This is a genomic window from Enterococcus sp. JNUCC 77 (genome assembly GCF_054819945.1).
The window spans coordinates 113,095-135,199 of sequence record NZ_JBTHIG010000002.1 but is presented as its reverse complement, the minus strand read 5'-3'; the positions used below and the strand labels follow the sequence as shown (position 1 = coordinate 135,199).

General features: G+C 36.3%; 24 protein-coding genes, 1 tRNA gene and 1 pseudogene. 15 read left to right on the top strand and 11 right to left on the bottom strand.

The window, feature by feature from the left end; genetic code table 11:
- Window positions 1-16: 16 nt before the first annotated feature.
- The 5 genes from ACVWNY_RS13510 to ACVWNY_RS13490 all read right to left on the bottom strand — a co-directional run bounded on the left by ACVWNY_RS13510 (window position 17) and on the right by ACVWNY_RS13490 (window position 3,243).
- Window positions 17-232 (bottom strand): hypothetical protein, encoded by a 216-nt coding sequence (locus ACVWNY_RS13510; protein WP_454072130.1) that lies wholly within the window; start codon window positions 230-232, stop codon window positions 17-19.
- 217 nt (window positions 233-449) lie between these two features.
- Window positions 450-546: transfer RNA gene (locus ACVWNY_RS13505), tRNA-Sec, on the bottom strand.
- A gap of 87 nt (window positions 547-633) precedes the next feature.
- Window positions 634-867: a hypothetical protein gene (locus ACVWNY_RS13500; RefSeq protein WP_218326061.1), complete on the bottom strand. Its 234-nt coding sequence runs from the start codon at window positions 865-867 to the stop codon at window positions 634-636.
- A gap of 441 nt (window positions 868-1,308) precedes the next feature.
- Entirely contained in the window at window positions 1,309-2,208 is a 900-nt protein-coding gene (locus tag ACVWNY_RS13495) for a CAP domain-containing protein (RefSeq protein ID WP_218326060.1), read from the bottom strand.
- A gap of 144 nt (window positions 2,209-2,352) precedes the next feature.
- Window positions 2,353-3,243: a CAP domain-containing protein gene (locus ACVWNY_RS13490; protein ID WP_218326059.1), complete on the bottom strand. Its 891-nt coding sequence runs from the start codon at window positions 3,241-3,243 to the stop codon at window positions 2,353-2,355.
- A 145-nt stretch (window positions 3,244-3,388) separates the two neighbouring features.
- Here ACVWNY_RS13490 and ACVWNY_RS13485 point away from each other — a divergent pair, with 145 nt between their 5' ends.
- From ACVWNY_RS13485 to ACVWNY_RS13460, 6 genes are all read left to right on the top strand, one after another.
- Entirely contained in the window at window positions 3,389-4,540 is a 1,152-nt protein-coding gene (locus ACVWNY_RS13485; RefSeq protein WP_454072129.1) for an SH3 domain-containing protein, read from the top strand.
- Between the two features lie 211 nt (window positions 4,541-4,751).
- Window positions 4,752-5,903 carry a glycosyltransferase family protein gene (locus tag ACVWNY_RS13480; RefSeq protein ID WP_218326057.1) on the top strand — a complete coding sequence of 384 codons (1,152 nt, stop codon included), beginning with the start codon at window positions 4,752-4,754 and terminating at the stop codon, window positions 5,901-5,903.
- Between the two features lie 351 nt (window positions 5,904-6,254).
- The gene (gene aroE / locus ACVWNY_RS13475) at window positions 6,255-7,133 is read left to right on the top strand and encodes a shikimate dehydrogenase (protein WP_218326056.1); all 879 of its coding nucleotides are present in this window, start codon (window positions 6,255-6,257) and stop codon (window positions 7,131-7,133) included.
- A 15-nt stretch (window positions 7,134-7,148) separates the two neighbouring features.
- The gene (gene aroF / locus ACVWNY_RS13470; RefSeq protein ID WP_218326055.1) at window positions 7,149-8,198 is read left to right on the top strand and encodes a 3-deoxy-7-phosphoheptulonate synthase; all 1,050 of its coding nucleotides are present in this window, start codon (window positions 7,149-7,151) and stop codon (window positions 8,196-8,198) included.
- On the top strand, window positions 8,185-9,240 hold the full coding sequence (gene aroB / locus ACVWNY_RS13465; RefSeq protein ID WP_218326054.1) for a 3-dehydroquinate synthase: 1,056 nt from the start codon (window positions 8,185-8,187) through the stop codon (window positions 9,238-9,240). The genes aroF and aroB overlap by 14 nt, the downstream gene beginning before the upstream one ends.
- Before the next feature lie 18 nt (window positions 9,241-9,258).
- Window positions 9,259-9,756 carry a shikimate kinase gene (locus ACVWNY_RS13460; protein ID WP_218326053.1) on the top strand — a complete coding sequence of 166 codons (498 nt, stop codon included), beginning with the start codon at window positions 9,259-9,261 and terminating at the stop codon, window positions 9,754-9,756.
- 55 nt (window positions 9,757-9,811) lie between these two features.
- Here ACVWNY_RS13460 and ACVWNY_RS13455 read toward each other — a convergent pair whose 3' ends face one another.
- On the bottom strand, window positions 9,812-10,045 hold the full coding sequence (locus tag ACVWNY_RS13455) for a hypothetical protein (RefSeq protein ID WP_218326052.1): 234 nt from the start codon (window positions 10,043-10,045) through the stop codon (window positions 9,812-9,814).
- 159 nt (window positions 10,046-10,204) lie between these two features.
- On the bottom strand, window positions 10,205-11,146 hold the full coding sequence (locus tag ACVWNY_RS13450) for a 1-phosphofructokinase family hexose kinase (RefSeq protein WP_218326051.1): 942 nt from the start codon (window positions 11,144-11,146) through the stop codon (window positions 10,205-10,207).
- A 167-nt stretch (window positions 11,147-11,313) separates the two neighbouring features.
- On the opposite strand from ACVWNY_RS13450, the gene ACVWNY_RS13445 reads away from it, so the two are divergent.
- From ACVWNY_RS13445 to deoC, 9 genes and pseudogenes are all read left to right on the top strand, one after another.
- Window positions 11,314-12,078 carry a DeoR/GlpR family DNA-binding transcription regulator gene (locus tag ACVWNY_RS13445; RefSeq protein WP_218326050.1) on the top strand — a complete coding sequence of 255 codons (765 nt, stop codon included), beginning with the start codon at window positions 11,314-11,316 and terminating at the stop codon, window positions 12,076-12,078.
- The gene (locus ACVWNY_RS13440) at window positions 12,079-12,522 is read left to right on the top strand and encodes a PTS sugar transporter subunit IIA (protein ID WP_218326049.1); all 444 of its coding nucleotides are present in this window, start codon (window positions 12,079-12,081) and stop codon (window positions 12,520-12,522) included.
- Between the two features lie 17 nt (window positions 12,523-12,539).
- The gene (gene gatB / locus ACVWNY_RS13435; protein ID WP_218326048.1) at window positions 12,540-12,824 is read left to right on the top strand and encodes a PTS galactitol transporter subunit IIB; all 285 of its coding nucleotides are present in this window, start codon (window positions 12,540-12,542) and stop codon (window positions 12,822-12,824) included.
- 21 nt (window positions 12,825-12,845) lie between these two features.
- A complete protein-coding gene (locus ACVWNY_RS13430; protein ID WP_218326047.1) occupies window positions 12,846-14,186 on the top strand; it encodes a PTS galactitol transporter subunit IIC in 1,341 nt (446 codons plus the stop codon).
- Window positions 14,187-14,245: 59 nt separating this feature from the next.
- Window positions 14,246-15,208: pseudogene (locus ACVWNY_RS13425) on the top strand (galactitol-1-phosphate 5-dehydrogenase); the annotation flags it as partial.
- A 27-nt stretch (window positions 15,209-15,235) separates the two neighbouring features.
- Window positions 15,236-16,198: a tagatose-bisphosphate aldolase gene (gene lacD, locus ACVWNY_RS13420; protein ID WP_218326185.1), complete on the top strand. Its 963-nt coding sequence runs from the start codon at window positions 15,236-15,238 to the stop codon at window positions 16,196-16,198.
- A 221-nt stretch (window positions 16,199-16,419) separates the two neighbouring features.
- Window positions 16,420-17,280: a M23 family metallopeptidase gene (locus ACVWNY_RS13415; protein WP_218326046.1), complete on the top strand. Its 861-nt coding sequence runs from the start codon at window positions 16,420-16,422 to the stop codon at window positions 17,278-17,280.
- A 101-nt stretch (window positions 17,281-17,381) separates the two neighbouring features.
- Entirely contained in the window at window positions 17,382-18,398 is a 1,017-nt protein-coding gene (locus ACVWNY_RS13410) for a C45 family autoproteolytic acyltransferase/hydrolase (protein ID WP_218326045.1), read from the top strand.
- Window positions 18,399-18,472: 74 nt separating this feature from the next.
- Window positions 18,473-19,138 carry a deoxyribose-phosphate aldolase gene (gene deoC / locus ACVWNY_RS13405; RefSeq protein WP_218326044.1) on the top strand — a complete coding sequence of 222 codons (666 nt, stop codon included), beginning with the start codon at window positions 18,473-18,475 and terminating at the stop codon, window positions 19,136-19,138.
- Between the two features lie 271 nt (window positions 19,139-19,409).
- Here the strand turns inward: deoC and ACVWNY_RS13400 are convergent, their stop codons facing one another.
- From ACVWNY_RS13400 to ACVWNY_RS13385, 4 genes are all read right to left on the bottom strand, one after another.
- Window positions 19,410-20,198 carry a CPBP family intramembrane glutamic endopeptidase gene (locus ACVWNY_RS13400; protein ID WP_454072127.1) on the bottom strand — a complete coding sequence of 263 codons (789 nt, stop codon included), beginning with the start codon at window positions 20,196-20,198 and terminating at the stop codon, window positions 19,410-19,412.
- A gap of 86 nt (window positions 20,199-20,284) precedes the next feature.
- Complete coding sequence (locus tag ACVWNY_RS13395; RefSeq protein WP_218326042.1) at window positions 20,285-20,482, bottom strand: hypothetical protein; 198 nt, start codon at window positions 20,480-20,482, stop codon at window positions 20,285-20,287.
- Window positions 20,483-20,603: 121 nt separating this feature from the next.
- Window positions 20,604-21,332 carry an ABC transporter ATP-binding protein gene (locus ACVWNY_RS13390; protein WP_218326041.1) on the bottom strand — a complete coding sequence of 243 codons (729 nt, stop codon included), beginning with the start codon at window positions 21,330-21,332 and terminating at the stop codon, window positions 20,604-20,606.
- An 11-nt stretch (window positions 21,333-21,343) separates the two neighbouring features.
- Window positions 21,344-22,105 (bottom strand): ABC transporter permease subunit, encoded by a 762-nt coding sequence (locus ACVWNY_RS13385; RefSeq protein WP_218326040.1) that lies wholly within the window; start codon window positions 22,103-22,105, stop codon window positions 21,344-21,346.

Genomic DNA, 22,105 nt, shown 5'->3' with positions numbered 1-22,105 from the left:
ATTAAGCACCTCAAAATTATCTAGATTTTAAATCAGCTTCAAGAATATAACTAAGCTTTAATTGGTTGTCAGATTGAACTATCTCTTTTGCGATATTGATTTCTTTTACTGAGTTTCTTTTTGAAAGAATATTGATAATACTTATATCTATTTCATTTTGTGTAGTAATATTGCTGTTTTTATAAAAGTTTCCGTATTCATCTCCCAAATATTTCCTAATGAAATCTTCCATCATATTAATCACCTCACCAACATTATACGAACTTACGTTCGTTATTGTAAAGCGAACAAATTATTAAATCTTTATACTAATGATGAACAGCGGAGATGAAAACTGATAAAACAAAAAATATCAGAGGGCATTCAAAAGGGCATTCAAAAACAAAAAACCCGCCAAACATCAGTAGAAAAGGCTCTACATCAATGCTTAGCGGACGCTAAATTCTATTTGGCGGGAATGTGTAGGAATCGAACCTACCCAAGAAGCTCCTAACTCCTCATACTGGTTTTGAAGACCAGAGGGCACACCAGAACCCATCCACTCCCATAACGAAATAATTTTACCATGTTTTTTTAAGCAAGGCAATTGGTTTTTGGGAGAGAATGTTTTTTATGGTAGTGATGCAGGAGTAACTACATTTTTTCGGCAGCAATGTCTATCTTGTTTAACAATTCATACCGTTCGGCGATCATTTTTTCTAATTCAGTGAGGTCTTCTCGGGTGGCTTTGGTTCGAATAAAAGACTTTGCCGTACGTCGAGAGGCCAAGTAGGTGCGGTGGACCCTTTTTTCAGGATCTTTGTTGGCTTTTTCTTGGTATTTTTTACTGGCGCGACGTTGAGCTTCTGAAGTTTTGTATTCTCGCATCTCAATCTTCCTTTCTTTTTTCCTCTTTCAAAAACAAAATACGCAGAAGATAAAAGAATTCAGCAAAAAAATAAAAAAAACTACAAATTAATTAACAACTATTTATTATTAATAACAGTTTCGGCAAATGTTAATAGAAACTTTTAGCATATAAATTTGTTCCATAAACAGTTGAACTGTTTACTTGGAAATCATTGCTAATCTGAATATAATTACCCAGCATGTTGACATTATGTCCGGCACTATTTTGTCATAAAGTAAAAGCTTATTCAGTAATCTCAAATAAATAATGGTATAAATTCCAACTTTATTCTTATATTGTTTCTAGTTTCGAAATTATTATTGGTATTGAGAGTAAAAACATATTTTTTGTAAAAGGGGTCGAGATAATTAATTCAGAAGTAACAAAAAAACCTCCAAAATTAATTGGAGGTAGATCATTTATTTTGTTGCAAAAAAGATAAATGTATAAGGTTGATTATCATTCATTTTAAATGAAATCCCTACTTCATTGAAGACGGGATAAACGATTACTTCTCGAGTCACTGGATCTGCTATTAATTCATCAAATGTTGCCTGTGCGACTTGTTGAGTGTTCGTAACAGTCGTTTTATCAATGCCGATTATATTGTAACCGTATGCGGTATAATCAGTATAACCAACTTCGGCAAGTGCTGATTCACTGTCACGACCATCGGGACGTTCTTCCCCGTAAACATCTAACAATTCTACTGTCCGAATTCTAGCCGCTTCTTTTAAAAGAGTAGAAGAAGTGAGTGTGCCTAAATTTTGTTGAGCTCGATAATCATTTAATAAAGTTAAAAATTGTGCTTCGATGCTTTGAGAAGTAGCTGTATCTTGTTCAACACCGTACCAGCCGACTCCCTCATAACGCCAACCAGCTGCGACTAAGCTGTCTCTTTCGCCAGTCGAATGTGTATAATGGTGTGAACCAGTTTTAGCATTTGGATTGTACAGGCGTAATAATGGTTCGCCTTTATTTCTATCAGAGAACCAACCCGTGCCTTCGTCTTCCCAACCTAAACCAATCAACCAATCACGTTCTCCAACATCTAGGGTGTAATGGTGGTCGCCTTCATTGCGATTGTATAAACGATATACTCTGTCTCCTGAACTTGGTGCGCGCCAGCCGAGACCTTCATTATCCCAACCAGCTCTAACTAAACCATCCCTTTCATTTGGCACACCTGTGTAAAAGTGTTCTCCAGAATTTGGATTGTAAACCCGCAACATGTCTGTATCCGCGGAAGCTTCTGAACTAGCAGTAAATAAACCAAATGCACCCAAAACAACCAAAGCTAAACCAAATTTTCTCTTCATTTCTGTTCCTCCTTTTTTCAATTTACAATTATATTATGAAGAAAAAAGAAATATAAGTAAAGAAAAATATTGGAAAGGCTTTCTTTTTTGTTTAAGTTAGTAATCGGTTAAAAAAATTCTATATTTATTGGAGGTTTATATTATTTATCCGGCAAATAAATTGGCTCCGTAGACTTCATTGCCAACAATTCTAAACGAGCTGCCAATCATCGTATAGTCAGGATCTAACATATTACGATTATGCCCAGGACTATTTTTCCATAAGTCAAAAGCTCGTTGTGCGATTTCTTGTGAAGAACCACCAGCTGTGAATAGAACTAAATTCTCACCAGCAACACTATAATTGTCAAAATTGACATCTGCTAAAACTGAAGAAAAACTCTGACCATCTGGTCGTGTATGACTGAAGGAGTTAGTGATTTCTTTTGAACGAATATCAGCTGCTTGATTTAATAAACTGTCGTTAGTTAGAGTATTTGCCCCTTGAGATGTTCGATAGTCATTGATTAATGTTAGGAAGCGACTATTAATATCTTGTGATTGGTTACTATTATTAGAGTCAATGCCATACCAACCAATTCCCTCAGCAACCCAACCTTGATTAACCAAACTGTCTCTTTCATAGCCTGAGCGAGTGTAATGATGGGCACCAGATTGTGCATTAGGATTATACAATCGATAAAGTGGTTCACCTTGATTTTTGTCGGAGAACCAGCCGATTCCTTCATATTCCCAACCCACACTAATTAAATAATCTCGTTCGCCGGCATCTAAAGTATAGTGGTGATCTCCGGCATTGGCATTATAAAGTCGGTAAACGTTATCTCCAGAACTTGGTGCATTCCAACCGATTCCTTCATTCATCCAACCTGTACGAATTAAGTGATCCCGTTCATTAGTCACAGCAGTGTAGAAATGTTCCCCTGAATTCGGATTGTATACTCTCAGCATGTCAGCGGCTGAAGCTTCAGTAGTAGCTGCAAATAATCCTACGCTACTTAAGAAAACCAGTAGTAAACTAAACTTTTTTTTCATGTTCATCCTCCTCATCATTTCTTAATTTTATTATGAAGAAAACCGTTTTCAATGTAAAGGAATTTAACTGAATAGGATTTAATCAGCCGAGAACAGAATAATTTGTTATACTATGGAATAGAAAATAAAAGGATGGTATATAAAATTGAAACATAAACAGTTGGCATTTTTAGCAGTAGCGCTATTATTTCTAGTCGGCGGCTGTCAATCCAATCAAAATAATTCTGGCGAAACTAGTCATTCTAGTAAAAAGACAACAGAGACAAGCCGGAAAAAAACTGAAACCAGTACTTCTCAAGAAAAGATAAAAGGAGGAGTCTATCAAGGAGAGTTTGAATTACCCTTAGATGGTGCTTCAGGCTATGCGTCAATCTCGTTAAATGTCAAAAGTGATGTGACTGCTGAAAGTACCACATTAGAAACTTTAGCGCCGGGGACTGGATTTACCGTTTTAGCTGAAAACAATGGCTGGTTGCAAATTAAAACCGATACGCAAACTGGGTGGGTTCAAAGTCAATATGCCCTAGTGAATTTACCAGATTTAATTCCATCAATTGTCTATAATGATACAAATGTCAGCGGTTCGATCTTCCGAACATCTAATGTAGATATTCCTGATATTACCGGTGTTTCTTTATACAATAGTAAAGATTATAATGATCGCTTAGAACAAGAACAATACATTATGCCCGTGTTATATCCGATGACCAAAAAAATCATGGCGGCTCAGCAGCAAGCTTTAAGCGAAAATAATACAATTATTTTATATGAAGCTTTTCGTCCATTGAGTGTACAAGTCAATGCGGCCAATAAGGTTCAAGCATTAGCAGCGCAAAATCCGACTGTAAAAGCGGGAATTACTACAGCACCATGGAGTATTGATTGGTTTATTGTCACTTCTATATCCAATCACCAGGTCGGTTACGCGATGGATGTCAGTATTGGTCAAGTGACTGAAACGGCTGAAAAAACGGTTGGGAAATATCAGATTAAACAAGTCACGGGTTATTCTGAATATGCAATGCAAACACCAATGCATGAATTAAGTAATCAATCGGCCCTCTTTACAGGACCAGTTGATGTGTTATCAAAAACTGCTTGGCAAAGTGCCAGCTATTCACCGAGTGTGAACCAATATACCGTCACTCTTCAAAAATATATGACTGACAATGGTTTAACACCACTTGCCTCTGAATGGTGGCATTTCAATGATTTAGATACTTTATACAGTATGGCTGGTTATACTGGAACCGGCGATTATATATTAACCGAAACTAAAAGTTTGGCACCTAAATAAAGTTTTAAACCATGGGATAAATGTTATTCCATGGTTTTTTAATTAAATGAATGCAGGATTGTTCAAAAAAAGTTATGATTGTTATTAATAAAAGTTGATGTTTATTTTAAACCTTGGAGAGGGATGATTTTACCTGTCAAAGATTATTAAGGATTCACAGGAGAAAGTTTTATTTGTACCTGAGACAATTAATTTAGCTGAAACTACTCGAATGGTTGAGGTAGCCAAAGAGCTACGACAATTAAATGCGGCCTGTTTTTTTGTGGCGTACAGTAAAAAATTTGCTTATTTAATTGAAGAGGCGGGATTTGAAGTTAGTTATTTAAAACCGCTAACAAGTGAAAAATTGGCAGAAAATATGATGAAATTTGACCAAGGGAAATCGCTAAAAATACCTTTTTCACAAGAATTGGTTGAAAAGAGAGTCGCAGCAGAGATTGATTTTATCAAAAATAATCAGATTGATAAAGTCGTTATCGGGACATCGATGACGCTGTTCTTATCAGCAAGAATATGTCAGGTTCCTTTGATTTATGTAAAGCCGTTTGCTTATTCTGAACCGCAAATTACTAGTGGGCAGATATTTAATGAGTCTTTTATCGGTATATTAATTAGTCGAGCTATATTGAAATTTCGTTATGTCCCGAAAGCTTTTCGACAAATTGAAAAACAATATCAGCAAAAGGTTTTTCATCGTACGCTTGATTTATTAGAAGCAGATTTAAACTTGGTTACTAGTTATCCCGAACTAACAGGTGTCACAAAACTACCAGCTAATTATCAATTTGTTGGTTTTGTTTATGGGAAATTGTCAGCTGAAATACCAGAAAAAATTCTAGAGTTGCGACGAAATAGTCAAACTTTGATTTATTTTGCGATGGGAAGTTCTGCCAATCGACCATTGATTTTAAAGCTGTTAAAAATTTTAACCCAATTGCCGTATACATTTATTTGTCCGGTGGCGTATTATTTGCCAGAGTATAAAAATAAAAAGTTTGCTGAAAATGTTTATATTTTTGACTGGTTGCCGACTGAAAAAGTCAATTCCTTGATTGATTTGTCTTTCATTCATGGTGGTGAGGGAACGATTCAGACAGCCTGCTTGTCAGGCAAACCGTTTATTGGTCTTGGGTTGCAAATGGAACAGCGCTACAATCTGAAAATTTCGCAAAAATACGGCAATGGTTATCAATTAAGTAAACATGATATAACACAAGAAAAGCTAGAGAAAATTCTGGAACTAGTTTTAACAGACAGTACCATTCAGAAAAAAGCGGAGATACTAAAACAAAAATTACTGAAAAAATCCTTTAATGGCGCAAAAAAAGCAGCTGAAATAATCCTTGAATATCCAAATAAATAAATTTAATTGAATTTATTTTAAAAAAATGCTTGACAATTATAGAACACCCGTCTAGAATTAAGCCAATCTTAAAAAAACAGTTTGGAGCGATCGATATGATAAAAAATATGACCCCACAACTGAATAATTATTACTTTAGCTATTTTAGGTAGGTTTGTATTCATACATGATGGATGCAAACGGCAAACAAGTTTGCGTCTATGATGGCTGAAGGATTTTGAGATGACGTTCGCCACGTAGATGAAAAATCTATAGTGGCTTTTTCAATACCATTTTTTCTGGTGGAAGACTCATTGTAGGTTTTTATCTACAATGAGTCTTTTTTGCTTTTATTATTTGAAGGAGGTACGTATGGAAAAACAAATTTCGGGAAAAACAAGATTGGCAGGTTTATATGCACTGCCAGCAAGGCACAGCTTTTCGCCAACGATGCACACGACAGCATTTCGAGAATTAGGAATTGACGCTGTCTACTTAAGTTTTGATATTCAGCCTGAGACGTTGGGCCGTAGTATCCAAGCGATTCGCGATTTAGAACTTTTAGGAATTAATCTTTCGATGCCCCATAAGATGGCAGCGATTGAACATGTCGATGAATTAAGTCAAGCTGCTCGTTTGATTGGAGCAATTAATACGATTGTCAATCAAGATGGCAAATTAGTTGGTCACACGACAGACGGGACTGGATGTTTAGCTAGTTTGGCAGAGCATGATTTAAGTGTAAAGAATAAAAAAATTACAGTTTTAGGAGCTGGTGGTGCAGCAACTGCAATTATTACACAAGCAGCAATTGAGGGAGCTAGTGCAATTGACGTATTAAATATTAAAGATGAATTTTATCAAACAATCGCTCCTAAACTGAAAGAAATTGAACAAGAAACTGGCTGTAAAATAAAACTCGGCGATTTAGCGGACCCGCAAGTAGTTGCTGATGCTTTAGCAGAGAGTGATTTATTAATTAATGGTACCAATGTTGGCATGGATCCGCAGCCTGATCAAATGCCAATTGGAGATGTTGATTTATTAAGAGCTGATTTACCTGTTTTCGATGTCATTTATCATCCAGCGGAAACAAAATTATTAAAAGCAGCTGCGGAAAAGGGTGCGGTAGCAATTAATGGTTTGGGAATGTTGCTACATCAAGGAGCTGCAGCATTTGAATTATGGACGGGTGAAAAAATGCCATTAGATGTGATTCGACCATTGTTAGAAGCGGAAATTCAAAAATAAAGGGGTTTAGGATATATGATTTTAATTATGAAGCAAGAAGTAACTGAAAGTCAGTTACAGCCAATTATTACCACAATTAAAGAAAAAGGTTTAGACGTACAAATCAATCACGGAAGAGATCGAATTGTCTTAGGTTTATTGGGTGATCCGGAGATTTTACAAAATGTTTCTTTTCAGCGGTATGATTCTGTAGAGCGGGTCGTACCGATTACCAACAGTTACAAGCTGACTTCCCGAGAATTTCATCCACAAGATACTGTCGTAGATGTTGATGGGGTGAAAATCGGCGCTGGAGATTTTGTCACGATGGCAGGACCTTGTTCAGTCGAAGGGGAAGAACAGATTATGGAAGCAGCTCGCATGGCAAAAGCTGGCGGCGCTAAAATTTTACGTGGTGGGGCCTACAAGCCGAGAACTTCACCTTACGCTTTCCAAGGTCTGGGAGAAGATGGCTTGAAAATGATGCGAAAAGCCGCTGATGCCCATGATTTGAAAGTAATCACGGAAGTAATGGATGAGGGTCACATTGATGTAGTAGCAAAATACGCAGACATTATTCAGATTGGTGCCCGAAACATGCAAAATTTCCGTTTGTTAGAGGCTGTCGGTAAAACAGGAAAACCGATTGGCTTAAAGCGCGGTATTTCGGGAACAATTGAGGAATGGTTGAATGCGGCTGAATACATTGCGGTGCAGAATAATTTCAATATCTTATTTATTGAACGTGGTATTCGGACATATGAAAAAGCAACCCGCAATACTTTAGACTTAAGTGCGGTGCCAATCATTAAAAAATTAAGCCATTTCCCAGTGATCGTTGATCCTAGTCATGGAACAGGTGTCTGGGATTTGGTAGCACCAATGGCTCGTGCCGGTGTTGCTAGTGGTGCTGATGGTATGATCGTAGAGATTCACCCTGACCCAGTCAATGCCTGGTCAGATGGAGATCAGTCATTAAATGAAAAAAATTACTTGCAAATGATGAAAGAAGTCGATATTTTAGCAGAAGCAATGAAAAAAGTGAATGGACTTTCAGAGGAGGCAACTAGCCTTGCTAAAAATTGAACTAGGCAGCAAGAGTTATGATATTTTACTGGAAGAAGATGCTTTAAAAAAACTCGGTGCTTGGGTAGCTGAAAAATGGTCTGCCAGAAAGATTGCCTTGATTAGTGACAGTAACGTATTTCCGATTTACGGTGCAGCGGTGTTAGCTGATTTGAAAAAACATGGCTTTGAAGTGGTTCACTACATTATTCCCGCTGGAGAAAAAAGTAAGTCACTGGAAACTGCCAATCAGCTTTACGACTTTTTAACTGAAAATGATTTTAGTCGTAGTGATGCACTGATTGGATTAGGTGGCGGCGTAATTGGGGATTTAACCGGTTTTGTTGCATCAACCTATATGCGAGGATTGCACTTTATTCAAGTTCCAACTTCTTTACTGGCGCAAGTAGATTCTAGTATTGGTGGAAAAACTGGTGTGAATAGTCAAAAGGCTAAGAATATTATTGGCACTTTTGCACAGCCCGATGGTGTCTTGATTGATCCAACAACACTAAAAACACTACCGCAAAATCGATTAGCTGAAGGAATGGCTGAAGTAATCAAATGCGCTTTAATTCAAGATAAAAACTTATGGCAACAATTGCGATCATTAAGTGGACTTAACGAGGTATTACCAAATAGCGTTAGTATCATTGAGAAGGCCCTATTAGTGAAGAAAAAGTTAGTAGAAGCAGATGAATTTGATGAAAGCGAGCGACTACTACTAAATTTTGGTCATACGATTGGACATGGGTTGGAAGCGAGCCAGCATTATGAAAATATTACTCACGGAGAAGCAGTTGCGATTGGCATGGTTCAAATGACTAAAGCAGCAGAAGAAAAGGGATTCAGTCAAGCTGGTTTAGCTGAAGAAATAAGCCAGATGGTAAAAAAATATCAGTTACCAGCTAGCTTTACACCTTGGCAGTCAAAAGAGATTTACCAAGCAATCCTACATGATAAAAAAGTTCGCGGAAAAAATATCCAGATTGTAATTGTGCCGGAAATTGGCAAAGGAGAGATTCACAAGATTTTATTAAGTGATTTCCAATCATATTTATAAGAGAAAAGGGGAAGTTCAATGGAAGCAATCATTTTAATTGGTTTTATGGGAGCAGGGAAAACAACAATTAGCCAAGAGGTAGCAAAAATATTGGACTGCCAACGGGTTGATATGGACGATGTTTTAGTTGAAAGAATTGGTTCAATTAGTGAATTTTTTAAGAATCATGGTGAAGCGGCATTTCGTAAGCATGAAACGAATTTATTAAAAGAAGCCATTAACCAATCATCGGTGATTGCTACCGGTGGTGGAGTCATTTTGCAGGAAGAAAATCAAGATGTTTTGGCAGATAAAAAGGTCATTTATTTAAAAACCAACCCAGATGTTTTAATCGATCGCATTCGAAACGACGAAGAAAATATCCGCCCTAATGCGACAAATAAAGCTGATAGCGAAATCAAGGAATTATTTTATAGTAGAAAAAACTTATATGAAAAGCTTGCTAAAATAACAGTTGAAACTTCCCATCGATGCCCGCAAGAAATTGCAAATGAGATTATTCAACAATTAGCTTAAGTAAAAAAGAAGCTTACTCTATCAATCGAGTAAGCTTCTTTTTTAGGTGATTTTCTTATAATCGTGCGGCGAAATATTCACCTTCAGAGTTAAAAAATTTGATATTATCACTGGCTTTCTCATCAGAAAAAATATGTTCTAAAACCTCATTATAATCTGAGCTTTTCGTGATGATATTCATTTCAGCGGCTTGTTGGCTGTCAACATCAATAAAATGGATAATTTCATCATGGCTCATGCTTTGCTGAGGATCATCAAAAACCTTCCAAGTAACAGTCTGATAAATCATCTGATACACCTCTTTTCTGAATAAATCAATTCATCTTGTAATTCCAGTGTACATAATAATCAAAATAATTAAAAAAGATACGCATTAATAATGATTATAAGTTAGGTTTCAATAAATTTAAGTTAATAAAAACCTTCTCAAATGATGAGAAGGTTATTTTTATAATTCTTTTATTGTAATTGTTTGAGCAACTTCGAGTAATTGTTCTGAAAAAACTTCAGGATACCAATTCAAAACATTGGTGGTTGAAAAAGTAACTGCATCTTGTAAGGTTTTAGAAAAAGTTTGATGCTGGGATAAACCAGCCATTAAGCGTCCTAAAAAGAAATCACCAGAGGCAATTGGATTATTTGCTATCACTTTTTTTGCACTTGCAAAGTAGAATGTTCCTTTTGCTCGAGCAATCACACCATCTTTTCCTAGCGTGATAATAAAATAGGGAATTTTAGGATCAACTTTGTTTTGCAGTAATTTCAGATAATCGTTCGTAGTTTCTAATTTTTCATTTGGGAAAATATCTAAAATTTCCTCATCGTTGATTTTAACTAAGTAAGGCGAACTTTCTTGATAAGTGTTCAATAAAGCTGGACCACTAGTATCAACACATAGGTTGACTTGTTTGCCTTGAAGTTGTAAAAGATTTTTTACTCTAAAAGTATAATCAGCTGGCATCCCTTGCATCAGCGAGCCTGAAAAAACTAAATAATCTCCATCATTGACAGTTTTTACTAATTGGCAAGTAAAATCATTCAAGGTTTCTTCATCTAATTCAAATCCTCTTTCATATAAGGGGAAAATATCCTGTTGGCTCTGATCAATTAGGATATTGCAAATTCTCGTATTGGTTGCTATTTTGGTAATTTTCAATTGATAGCCTAAATCTTTTGCTAAGTCGGCAACTTGTTGACCATAATTTCCTCCCAACATTGTGTGAATTATCATTTCCTCAGGTTGCTTGTATTGAAGAGCATAAGCGACATTAAAGCCTTTTCCACCAGGAAATTCACGAATTTCTTTAGGTCGATTAGGTAGACTTTTTTGAATTTTTTCAAATAGTAGTGTGCGATCAACTGCAGGGTTTGGACAAACAATATGAATCATCTTACTCACTCCTAATATATTTATAAGATTATTTTTGCATTTTTTTGGCATAAAAGCAATGATAATTTGCAAACAGCAAAAAAATAATTGGCTTTTGCCAAATTTAACTTGCAATTTGCAAAATACATGCTATTATTATGGTAACGATTACAAGAGGAGGGAAAACGATGAATGATCGTAAGCAAAAAATACTAGATCTTTTGAGAGAGAAAAAGTCAATTCGTATTTTAGATGTTAGTAAACAGTTAAAGGTATCCCGAGAGACAATCCGTAAAGATATGACCGAGCTTGAAGAAGAAGGCTTGCTAAAGAAAACATACGGTGGTGCTATTTTAGATGAAGCAAACATTGAAACGGATTATGATCGTCGACGTTCAGAAAACGAAGAAGAAAAAGAGATAATCGCCCAACGAGCGTTGAAATATATTGAACCAGGAGATACCATTTTTTTAGATTATGGCACGAGCACTTATTCCTTAGCTGAGAAATTAGTCAATTTTAAAAATTTAACAGTCGTGACTAATAGTATTCCAATCGTGAATTTACTGATTCATTCACCAGAGATTGATTTGATTATTTTAGGTGGAAACGTTCGTAAAAATGAGGATTCATTATTTGGAAGCTTTGGTTTAAACAATGCTAAAGAAATTTTTGTAGATATTGGTTTCTTCGGTTGCGCTGGTATTGATTTAAAATCAGGCGTTACCAACTATCATATGGGGGAAATTGAAATTTCAAAAATGATGGTTGCTCATAGCCGTTCGGTGATTCTCTTGGCAGATGCAACGAAATTTGGCAAGTCAGCCTTATATAAAACAGCAGAATTAGCTGATTTAGATATTGTAATTACCACTAAGTTTAAAGATAAGAAAGTGGAGCAAGATTTTAAAAAAGAAGACTTAGAAATTGTTGAAACAAAGGAGGCAGGATAGATGTTTGAAAAAGAATTTTTGTTTCAAACGAATTTTAAAGATCGCAAAGAATTATTCAAAGAGGTGAGTAATTACTTAGTCGATCAAGGATATGTTGGTCCAGAATTCGAAGCCGCTTTAAATGAGCGAGAAGAAAACTTTGCGACTGGTTTGCCGACAACACCGGCGGTAGCAATTCCTCATACGGATGGCACTTATGTAAAAAAAGATACGATTGTTTGTATCGTTAACCAAAATGAACTTGAATTTAACGAAATGGGCGGCGATGAGGATGATTTCGTTCACCCGAAAGTAGTATTCATGTTAGTGCTAGGTGAAGGTGAGACACATTTACAACAATTACAAAACTTAATTGAAAAAATTCAAGATGGTGTATTGGTATCAGAAATCTTAAACGCGGAAAATCTCGACGCATTCAAAGCAAGCGTTGAAGAGTATTTATAAAAAAGGAGAAATTTATTATGAAAAAAAGAGTTATTGTCGCATGTGGCGGCGCAATCGCAACTTCAACAGTCGCAGCAAATAAAATTAAAGATTTACTAGCAGAAAACAACATTGACGCCGACGTAAAACAAACACGCATTACCGAATTAGATTCGGAAAAAGACAATGCCGATTTAATTGTCACAACTGCTAAAGTGCGAAAAGATTATGGTGTGCCAGTGGTTCATGGCGTAGCTTTCATTTCCGGGATTGGTCAAGAAAAAACAGCGCAACAAATTTTAGATATTTTACAAGATAGCTAGACAGAAAGAGGGGTGTTTTTTGTGGGAGTAATAAAGTACATTGTTGATTTAGGTCCTACAGTAATGCTGCCGATGATTATTTTCATCATCGGTCTGCTATTACGAGAAGGAATCGGTAAGTCATTACGTTCTGGATTAACTGTCGGGATTGGTTTCGTCGGTATCAACTTGGTGATTAGTTTAATGACGACAAATCTAGGTGATGCAGCTAAAGCGATGGCGGAAAACTATAATCTAGGTTTGAATGTGATTGATTTAGGCTGGCCAGGCACAGCACCGATGGCTTGGGCATCAGATGTTGGCTTAATTGCTATTCCAGTCGCAATTATAGTGAATATTATTATGCTGGTAACAAAAATGACGAAAGTGGTTAACGTAGATATTTGGAACATTTGGCATTTTGCTTTTACTGGTGCAATTATGCAAGTAGCAACCGGCAGTTTTGTTTGGGCGATTGTGGGTATTGTGATTCACGCGGCGATTGCTTTTAAATTGGGAGATATCTTTACACCAGTGACAGATGAGTATTTTGGTTTAGAAGGCATCGCAATGCCTCATGGATCTTCGGCTTATATGGGTGTTTTGGCAGTTCCAATCGATGATTTAATCGAAAAAATACCTGGTTTAAACAAAATAACTTTAACACCAGAGAAAATTGAAGAAAAACTTGGCGTTTTTGGTCAACCAACTATTATCGGAGCTGTTTTAGGTTTTATTATCGGAATATTGGCACAATATCCGATTGGTGATTCCTTAACTTTAGCCGTTCAAATGGCTGGGGTGATGGTCTTGATGCCGATGGTCGTGAAATTGATTATGGAAGGTTTAATTCCTATATCAGAAGCAGCTCGTAAATTATTAGAAAAACATTTTTCTGGTGCTGACTTTAGAATTGGTTTGGATTGTGCGTTGATGCTAGGTGATTCAGCTGTAGTAGCAAGCTCAATGTTATTTGTGCCATTATCATTATTAATCGCAGTTTTATTACCCGGTAATCAAATTTTACCTTTTGGTGATTTAGCGACAATCGGTTTCTTCGTAGCCATTGCGGTGGGTGTTCATAAAGGAAATGTTTTCCGGACGTTATTCTCAGGGACTGCAATTATGACTATGACGATTTGGATAGCTAATCAAATGGCAACTTTGCAACAACAATTAGGTCAATCAGTTGGTTTAACAAATCCAGGAGAAAAAATTTCTTCATTAGATCAGGCTGGTTCACCTTTGACTTATTTATTAACAAAAGGCGTTACTGTAGAAATGGGTATTGGATTTTTCGTAATTTTAGTGATCTATGTGGCATGTTTTGCCTATAGCTACATCAAATATAAAAGAGGCACATTATACGTAGAAGAATTTTAAGAGGTGATTATTTGAAAGCACTAACTGTGGTAGATGTTGCCAAATTTGAATTAACTGAGATGGCGACACCAAAACCAAAAGCACAGGAAGTTTTAATTAAAGTAGCCTATGTCGGAATTTGTGGTTCAGATTTGCCACGTTATTTTGATGGTGGTGTTCATCAGTTTCCTCAAGTTTTAGGTCATGAATTTTCTGGTGTGATAGAAGAACTTGGTTCAGAAGTTAAAAATTTAAAAAAAGGTGATCGTGTGGCAGTCGCCCCCTTAGTTCCATGTGGGAAATGTGAAGATTGTCAATCAGGACATCCGCAATTGTGTAAATTTTATAGTTTTATCGGCTCTAGACAAGCCGGAGCGATGGCAGAATATGTAGCAGTTCCAGCAAAAAATTGTTTGGTTTTACCAGATAATTTGAGCTTGAAAATTGCTGCAACAATCGAACCATTAACTGTTGCGATTCACGGAATTGAACTGGTTAAAATTAATGCTGGTGCCAGAGTGATGGTTTTGGGTGCAGGAACGATTGGTTTGATGACTGTCTTAGCCTTGCGGGCACGAGGAGTAGGAGAAATCATTGTGATTGATATCAATGATCACAAATTGGAGAAAGCCAAAGAGATTGGCGCAGATACGTTGATTAATTCACTCACCACGGACTTGGCAGAATATTTTAAAGACCATCCGTTAGCAGAAGTTGTTTTTGAAACAGCCGGCAATCATTTAACGCAAGTCCAAGCGATTAAATATGCTGGAAATGAAGGAAAAGTTGTTTATGTAGGTACTTGTACCAAGCCAGTTACTTTTGAGCCAGAGGATTTCGAAATCATTTTACGAAGAGAATTAATGATTAAAGGTTCATGGATGTCCTACTCAGCACCGTTTCCTGGATTTGAATGGCGCGCAGCTTTACGCTATTTAGCAACAAATGAAGTCAATACGGAAGCTTTGATCACAGGACTTTATCAGCTGGAAGACCTAGCAATTCCTTTTGAGAAAATGACTGAAAAAAATGGTGAAGATGTAAAAGTAATGTATGAAATTGGAGGAGAGATGTCATTGAGTAAAGAAGAACGTCTGAAGAAGACTTTGAATCAAGATGGGATCATCGCTGCCTTAGCAATCGACCAACGAGGCGCAATGAAGAAAATGATTGGAAAAATAAGAGAAGCCACCACTGAAGACATTGTAGAATTTAAAAAACTAGTGTCCAGCCAGTTAACACCCTACACATCTTCAATTTTACTAGATCCGGAATATGGGATTCCTGCCGCCAAGCAAAAAGACCCAGAAAGTGGCTTGTTATTAGCATACGAAAAAACTGGTTACGATGCAACTGTTCCTGGCCGATTACCAGATATTTTAGACGATTGGTCCGTTCGCCGCTTAAAAGATGCAGGTGCTGACGCTTGCAAGTTCTTACTTTATTATGATGTTGATGAGCAACCAGAAATTAATGATCATAAAATGGCATTTATTGAACGTTTAGGTTCAGAATGTCGTGCTGAAGAGTTACCTTTCTTTTTGGAGTTGGTTTCTTATGATGCAAAAGGGTTAGATCCAGCTAGTTTGGAATATGCAAAAGCAAAACCACGTAAAGTTAATGAGATGATGAAAGAATTTTCGGCAGAAAAATATGGTGTTGATGTTCTAAAAGTCGAAGTACCAGTTAATATGAATTATGTCGAAGGCTTTGCGACAGGTGAAGTGGCGTATTCAAAAGCTGAAGCTAGTCAATTATTTAAAGAGCAAGCTGAAGCGACTCATTTACCATTTATCTTTTTAAGTGCTGGTGTTTCAGCGCAATTATTTAGAGATACTTTGGTATTTGCCAAAGAAGCAGGTTCAACCTTTAATGGTGTTCTTTGTGGACGAGCAACCTGGGCAGATGGTGTGCCAATCTTCATAAAAGATGGTGCGGATGCTGCAATTGAATGGCTGCAAACTGTGGGTAAACAAAATGTTGAAGAATTAAATGAAGTATTGAAAAAAACTGCGACTCCAGTAAAAATTTAGTAGATGAAAACAGCGATCAATGATTGCTGTTTTTTTTTTGAGTTTAAAATCGAAATAATTCTTTTCGGGAAATTAGTTGGTATAATGAAAGATAGATAAGTTTTAGTGAAAGGACTTTATAATATGAAAAAAAATATTTTTAAAGTGGCGATTGCTGTTGCGGTTTTTGCATTGAGCACTTGGTTTATTACTGACGAAGCAGAGTAATCAGGAGGACATTGATGAGAAAGATCGTTCAGATGAGTTCGAAATTGAAGTGGCTCGGTCTTCTAGGCTTACCGAGCCTTTTTTCTGAAGGGTATCTATGGAAACTTTTATGGTTATTTTGGCTTTTTGGATTAATCGAATTAATATTTGCGCTTCCGATTATGGTGCAAAGTTTACGACAAATAGTAGGAATTTTTATTTGTGAATATAAGAATAAACCAAGGCCTGACAAAGATAATTTTATTCCTAAAGTGAAATATTCACTACCTTTCAAAAATTCGTGGGTAGTATTAAATGGTGGTGTAACGAAAGAATTCTCTCATTCGTGGGCTGTTAATTCACAAAGATACGCCTATGATTTTGTAATGATGGATCAAAAAGGCAACAGCCATTCTGGTAATTTTAAAAACAAACACAACTATTTTTGTTATGACCAAGAAATTTTAGCGCCTGCCGATGGTATGGTAGTGGCTGTAAAAAATGATTGCCGTGATAGTAGAATTTTAGGAGAAGGACAAACTGATCCAATAATAAAAGATATTCGCGGCAATTATATTGTCATCCAACATGCGGAAAATGAATATTCGTGTGTGGCTCATTTAAAACCACAGAGTATCTTGGTGACAGTCGGCGAAAAGGTAGAACGCAAACAGCTAATTGCTTTGTGTGGAAATACGGGTAATTCTTCAGAACCACATCTGCATTTTCAACTGCAAAATGGTAAAAGCTTTTTTAATGCAGCTGGATTACCGATTTATTTTGCAGCGGTCGAGCGTTGGCAACAGCCGAATTATCATTTTTTTGATAGGCGTTCAACAAGTGAATCCTCCAAATTTTTAATTCGAGGAATGGGTGTAAGAAATAAGGTCCAATAAAAATTGAAAACGATTCTCATATTATTCAATTGCATTAAAATTTTTATTGGCTTACTCTTTAGTTAGGAAGTCGACTCCGAATAAATTTGAGGAGCAAAAATATGTATCATGGACGATTTAAAGGGAATCATTATCAAATTGGTAAAAAATGGGGCAGTTTAGTCAAAGTCAATGGGAAAAACTTATTGGATCATATCCCTTATCAGATTACAACGGAGATGAAAAAATTTACTGCTGAAAGTTTACCGTTTTATCAGAAATACTGTCCAGAAATTATTGCGGAAATTCAAGGAATTGCGGATGGTCAAGAAATTAAAGCAAGCCAACTCTATCAAGTCCTTTTTCCGATGTATGCTATGGTCAACCCGAATCATTGTTCTAGTTTTGTGGTGAAAAATGAACAGCATTTTATTTTAGGACGCAATAGTGATTTCTTAACTTCAATTGAAAAACTTTATATGAATTGCATTTATCAATTTACGGAGGAATCCTATTATTCATTTACCGGAAATACGACGGCATTTGTTGAAATGGAGGATGGCATGAATCAAAAAGGATTAGCGGTTGCCTTGACGGCTGTTTTTCCTAAAAAAATTCAACCTGGAATCAATCTTGGTATGCTAGTAAGATTGATCTTAGAAAGATGTCAGACGATTGACGAAGGCATTAAACTGATTGATGATATTCCCCGTTGTTCAAATGGCACACTAGTTTTAGCTGATCAACAAGGACAAGCTGCGTTAGTCGAATTTACCTGTGAAGAAGTAGCAATCAAAAAAAAAGATACAGTGGGCTTTTTTGCGGCAACTAATGCATTTCATTTGTCTGAAATGAAAAATAATCGGGTACAACTTGACGATGACTGGTTCGCGGAGGAACGTTATCAAACCTTGTCTCAATATTTAACAAAGTACTATCAAAAACTGACGATAGAAAAGGCTCAAAAATTATTAGCAGGCGATTTTGGTTTTATTTGTCAGTATGATCGTAAATCAGGAAAAGATACAGTATGGTCATGTATTTATGATATGAATCACTTAAATATTTGGAGATCTGAAGGCAATCCTCAAAGAAAAGCCTTTAAACGAGATGAACGAATCTCCCGCTTGTTTTTTTAAATGAACTGAGCCAACTCGATTTTGAGTTGGTTTCTTGTGTTACCATAAAAAGTAAAAGAAATGGAGGAATCTTAATGATCACAGCCAAAGACTTAGCAAATATGATTGACCACACCTTATTGAGAGCCGATGCACAAGAGGAAGAATTTAAAAAACTATGTCATGAAGCAAAAGAATACCAATTTAAAATGGTGGCGATTAATTCTGCTCCAGTTGCATTATGCCACGAATTTTTAAAAGACAGTTCAGTCCACGTAGGTGCTGCGATTGGTTTTCCCTTAGGTCAGACGACGATTGAAACTAAAATTTTTGAAGTGGAAGATGCCATAAAAAACGGCGCTGATGAAATTGACTATGTCATAAATATTGGAAAATTAAAAGATGGCGATTTGGCTCATATTCGTAAAGAAATGAATGCCATTGTTTCAGTAGCTAGAGATGGCAATATTTTAAGCAAAGTTATTCTGGAAACGTGCTATCTAACTGATGAAGAAAAGATCCAAGTCTGTCAGATTGCAAAAGAAATTCAACCAGATTTTGTTAAAACATCAACTGGATTTGGCACGGCAGGTGCGACTTATCAAGATGTGAAATTAATGAAGGAAGTCGTTGGTGAGAAGGTAAAAGTGAAAGCAGCCGGAGGCATTCGCGATTTAGCAACTGCGTTAAATATGATTGAAGCAGGCGCAGAACGGATTGGTACCAGCTCTGGAATAAAAATTATTGCAGAATTACGGTAAAATGAACGATAGCCCTCTTGCAACATGCAAGAGGGCTATCTAACTAATCAATATTCATAATTTAAAGTTGAGGGTGTTACTATTACTAAAAAATAACTATTTCTCATTTAAACGATATATTCCCAAACCTCTAATACATCCTTGCAACCCTAAAGTTGCGCCAGTTTGATTAAACTTCATCAAAATAAGTTAAGTTTGTCGCATAAAAATATTTTTCGTGTAAATTCATATTACCAGTTTTTCAAAATAACGCAAGGTATCTTAAGATTTCTTATGATACGACAACTAAAAAGCTAAGTAAGAAACTAAATAAATCGTATAAATAATGAACTGCAAAACTAACCCATAAGTTTTTAGTTTTGACGTAGGGTAGGGTTAAGACCATTCGGGTGAAAGTTAAGCCCATTAACGCGTATCCCAAATTGTAGCCGTAAGTAGACAAGTGGTAAGTAGCAAATAAAATCGAAGAAACAATTAACGCCAACCAAAAACTAAATTTCGAAGACCATTTTTTTAAACGACCTAATTGTAACAAGGCTAGAAAAGGGGCGATTGCAATAAATTCCTCTCCTAAAAGCTGAAATAAATTTTCCACTCGTCCTTCTAAAAAGACTAGCCAAGCCCCAGGATGACTTGCCTGAATGCGATTAGCCGGATTCACTTCATGTCCGAATAAACGATTGGCGATTAGACCAGTGACTATTCCCACCACCATACTCAAAATAAAGTACTTCAAAATTTGCCAAAAATCATTTTTCTTTAGAGGCTTAAATAATTCCTTCCATCGAGGGCCCACTGTTGAAGAAAATCCCCAAATATTAATCGACAAAAAAATTACACCAGTTAAAATCCCAGCAAAAACATTTGCTAAAGAAGGCTGATACAACATGTTTTGCCCACCATGACTAAAACCAGGAATCCAATTCAAAATACTCGTTAAAATACCATGAATGATACCACTGGCAAGGAGTAATACAGAAATAATATTCACTATTATGATTTTTATCCAGCCATTTCGAGAGATTTCAGGCGTTTGACCTTGAATAAAGGGATAATCCATTTTCTCACTCCGTTCTTTTTTTAAAGTATAAACACTTTCCCAAAAAAAAGCACAAAAAAAGCCTGTCTTCAAGACAGACCAGTTTGTTATTGATAACTGTTAGAAACTATCTCATCAGGATCAGCTTTTTGACGATTAGGACAGCAAACAAACAATGCAGATTTTACGATATGCAGATAACCTTTTTTATCTTGTGCAATAATCAAATCTTTTTCAGGTAAATCATAAAGAATTATTCCTTCGATAATTTCACTGCATTCATTTACAAATTTTCCGTAGATCATGCCATCACCTTCTAAATTGGATTGTCCTTAAGACACTTATAGCATAACGAAAAGGTGTTAAGAGAATATTTTTTTGCTGTGAAATTTGTGTAAATAAAAAACGAGATAAAAAAATCCCGTTTTAAGATGATACTTTATTCCCGTAAAATAGTTGCATCAAGTGTTTTACATGTTCTTGCAACTTTTCATCGGTTTTATCTCGCGGATAAGCCAAATCAACAGCCATATTCTCAGTAATGACACCATCACCTAAAATAATGGCGCGGTCTGCCATGTAAATCGCTTCTTCAATATCATGAGTGACAAATAAGGCAGTGATTTGATGTAAGTGGCAAATTTGAGAAATCAAATCTTGCATATCTTGACGCGTAAAAGCATCCAAGGCACCAAGGGGTTCATCAAGTAACAATAATGTTGGCTTATGTAACAAAGCCCGCGCTAAAGCAACCCGTTGTTTTTGTCCACCAGAAAGTTGATTGGGGTAGCGTTCGCCATAATCTGCTAAACCAACTTGAGCTAACAGCTCATCAGCGTCTGCTTTGCGATTCTTACCAAGTCCTAACAATAAATTATCTCTGACATTTTTCCATGGAAGCAAGCGGCCATCTTGAAACATCATGCGAATTTTAGGGCTGATGCCATGTAGTTCTGATCCGTTTAACAACATCGTTCCTTCGGTGGCTTCTTCTAAGCCAGCGACAATGCGCAAAATGGTACTTTTTCCAGAGCCGCTTTTTCCAATTACTGAAATAAATTCTCCTTTATTAATAGTAAAATTGATATCAGCTAACACGTCAGTTTCACCAAACTTTTTTGAGACGTGGGAGATTTTCAATACTTCTTCGCTCATTTTTTCACCTCTTATAGATCACGCCAAGCAAGCGTAATGTCCTCAAAATATTTGGCAATCAAGTCAGATATTTTTCCTAAAATTGCATAAAGTAAAATACTTAAAACAATCACGTCCATCTGCATAAATTCGCGGGCATTCATCGCCATATAACCAATCCCAGAATCAGATGCAATTGTTTCGGCCACAATCAACGTTGTCCACATCACGCCTAAAGCGTATCGAATCCCAACTAAAATAGAAGGTAAGGCGGAAGGAAAAATAATATTGGTATACAATTGCCATTTTGAAAGTTGGTAAATTTTACCCATTTCAATCAAGTCACTATCGACACCGATAATGCCATGCAAAGTATTTACATAAACAGGGAACATTACACCAATTGCCACCAAAAAGATTTTTGAGACTTCATCAATCCCAAACCAAGCGATAACTAATGGAATCAAAGCCAAATGAGGGATATTTCGAATCATTTGGATTGTTGAATCTAAAAGTAAGCGACAAGTTTTTGATAATCCAGTCAATAAACCTAGGATAAAACCAATTCCGCCACCAATCACAAAACCAACGGTCGCTCGATATAAACTGATGGTTAAATTAGTCATTAATTCGCCAGACTCAAATAATTCGACTCCGGCTGAGACTACTGCTAAAGGAGCGGGGAGAACATTCGATGAAATCCAAGTCAAGCTGGATGCGATTTGCCATAGAATAATAATAATTAATGGAATCAGCCAGGGTAATAATTGCGAAGCTACGCTATTTCTTTTCAT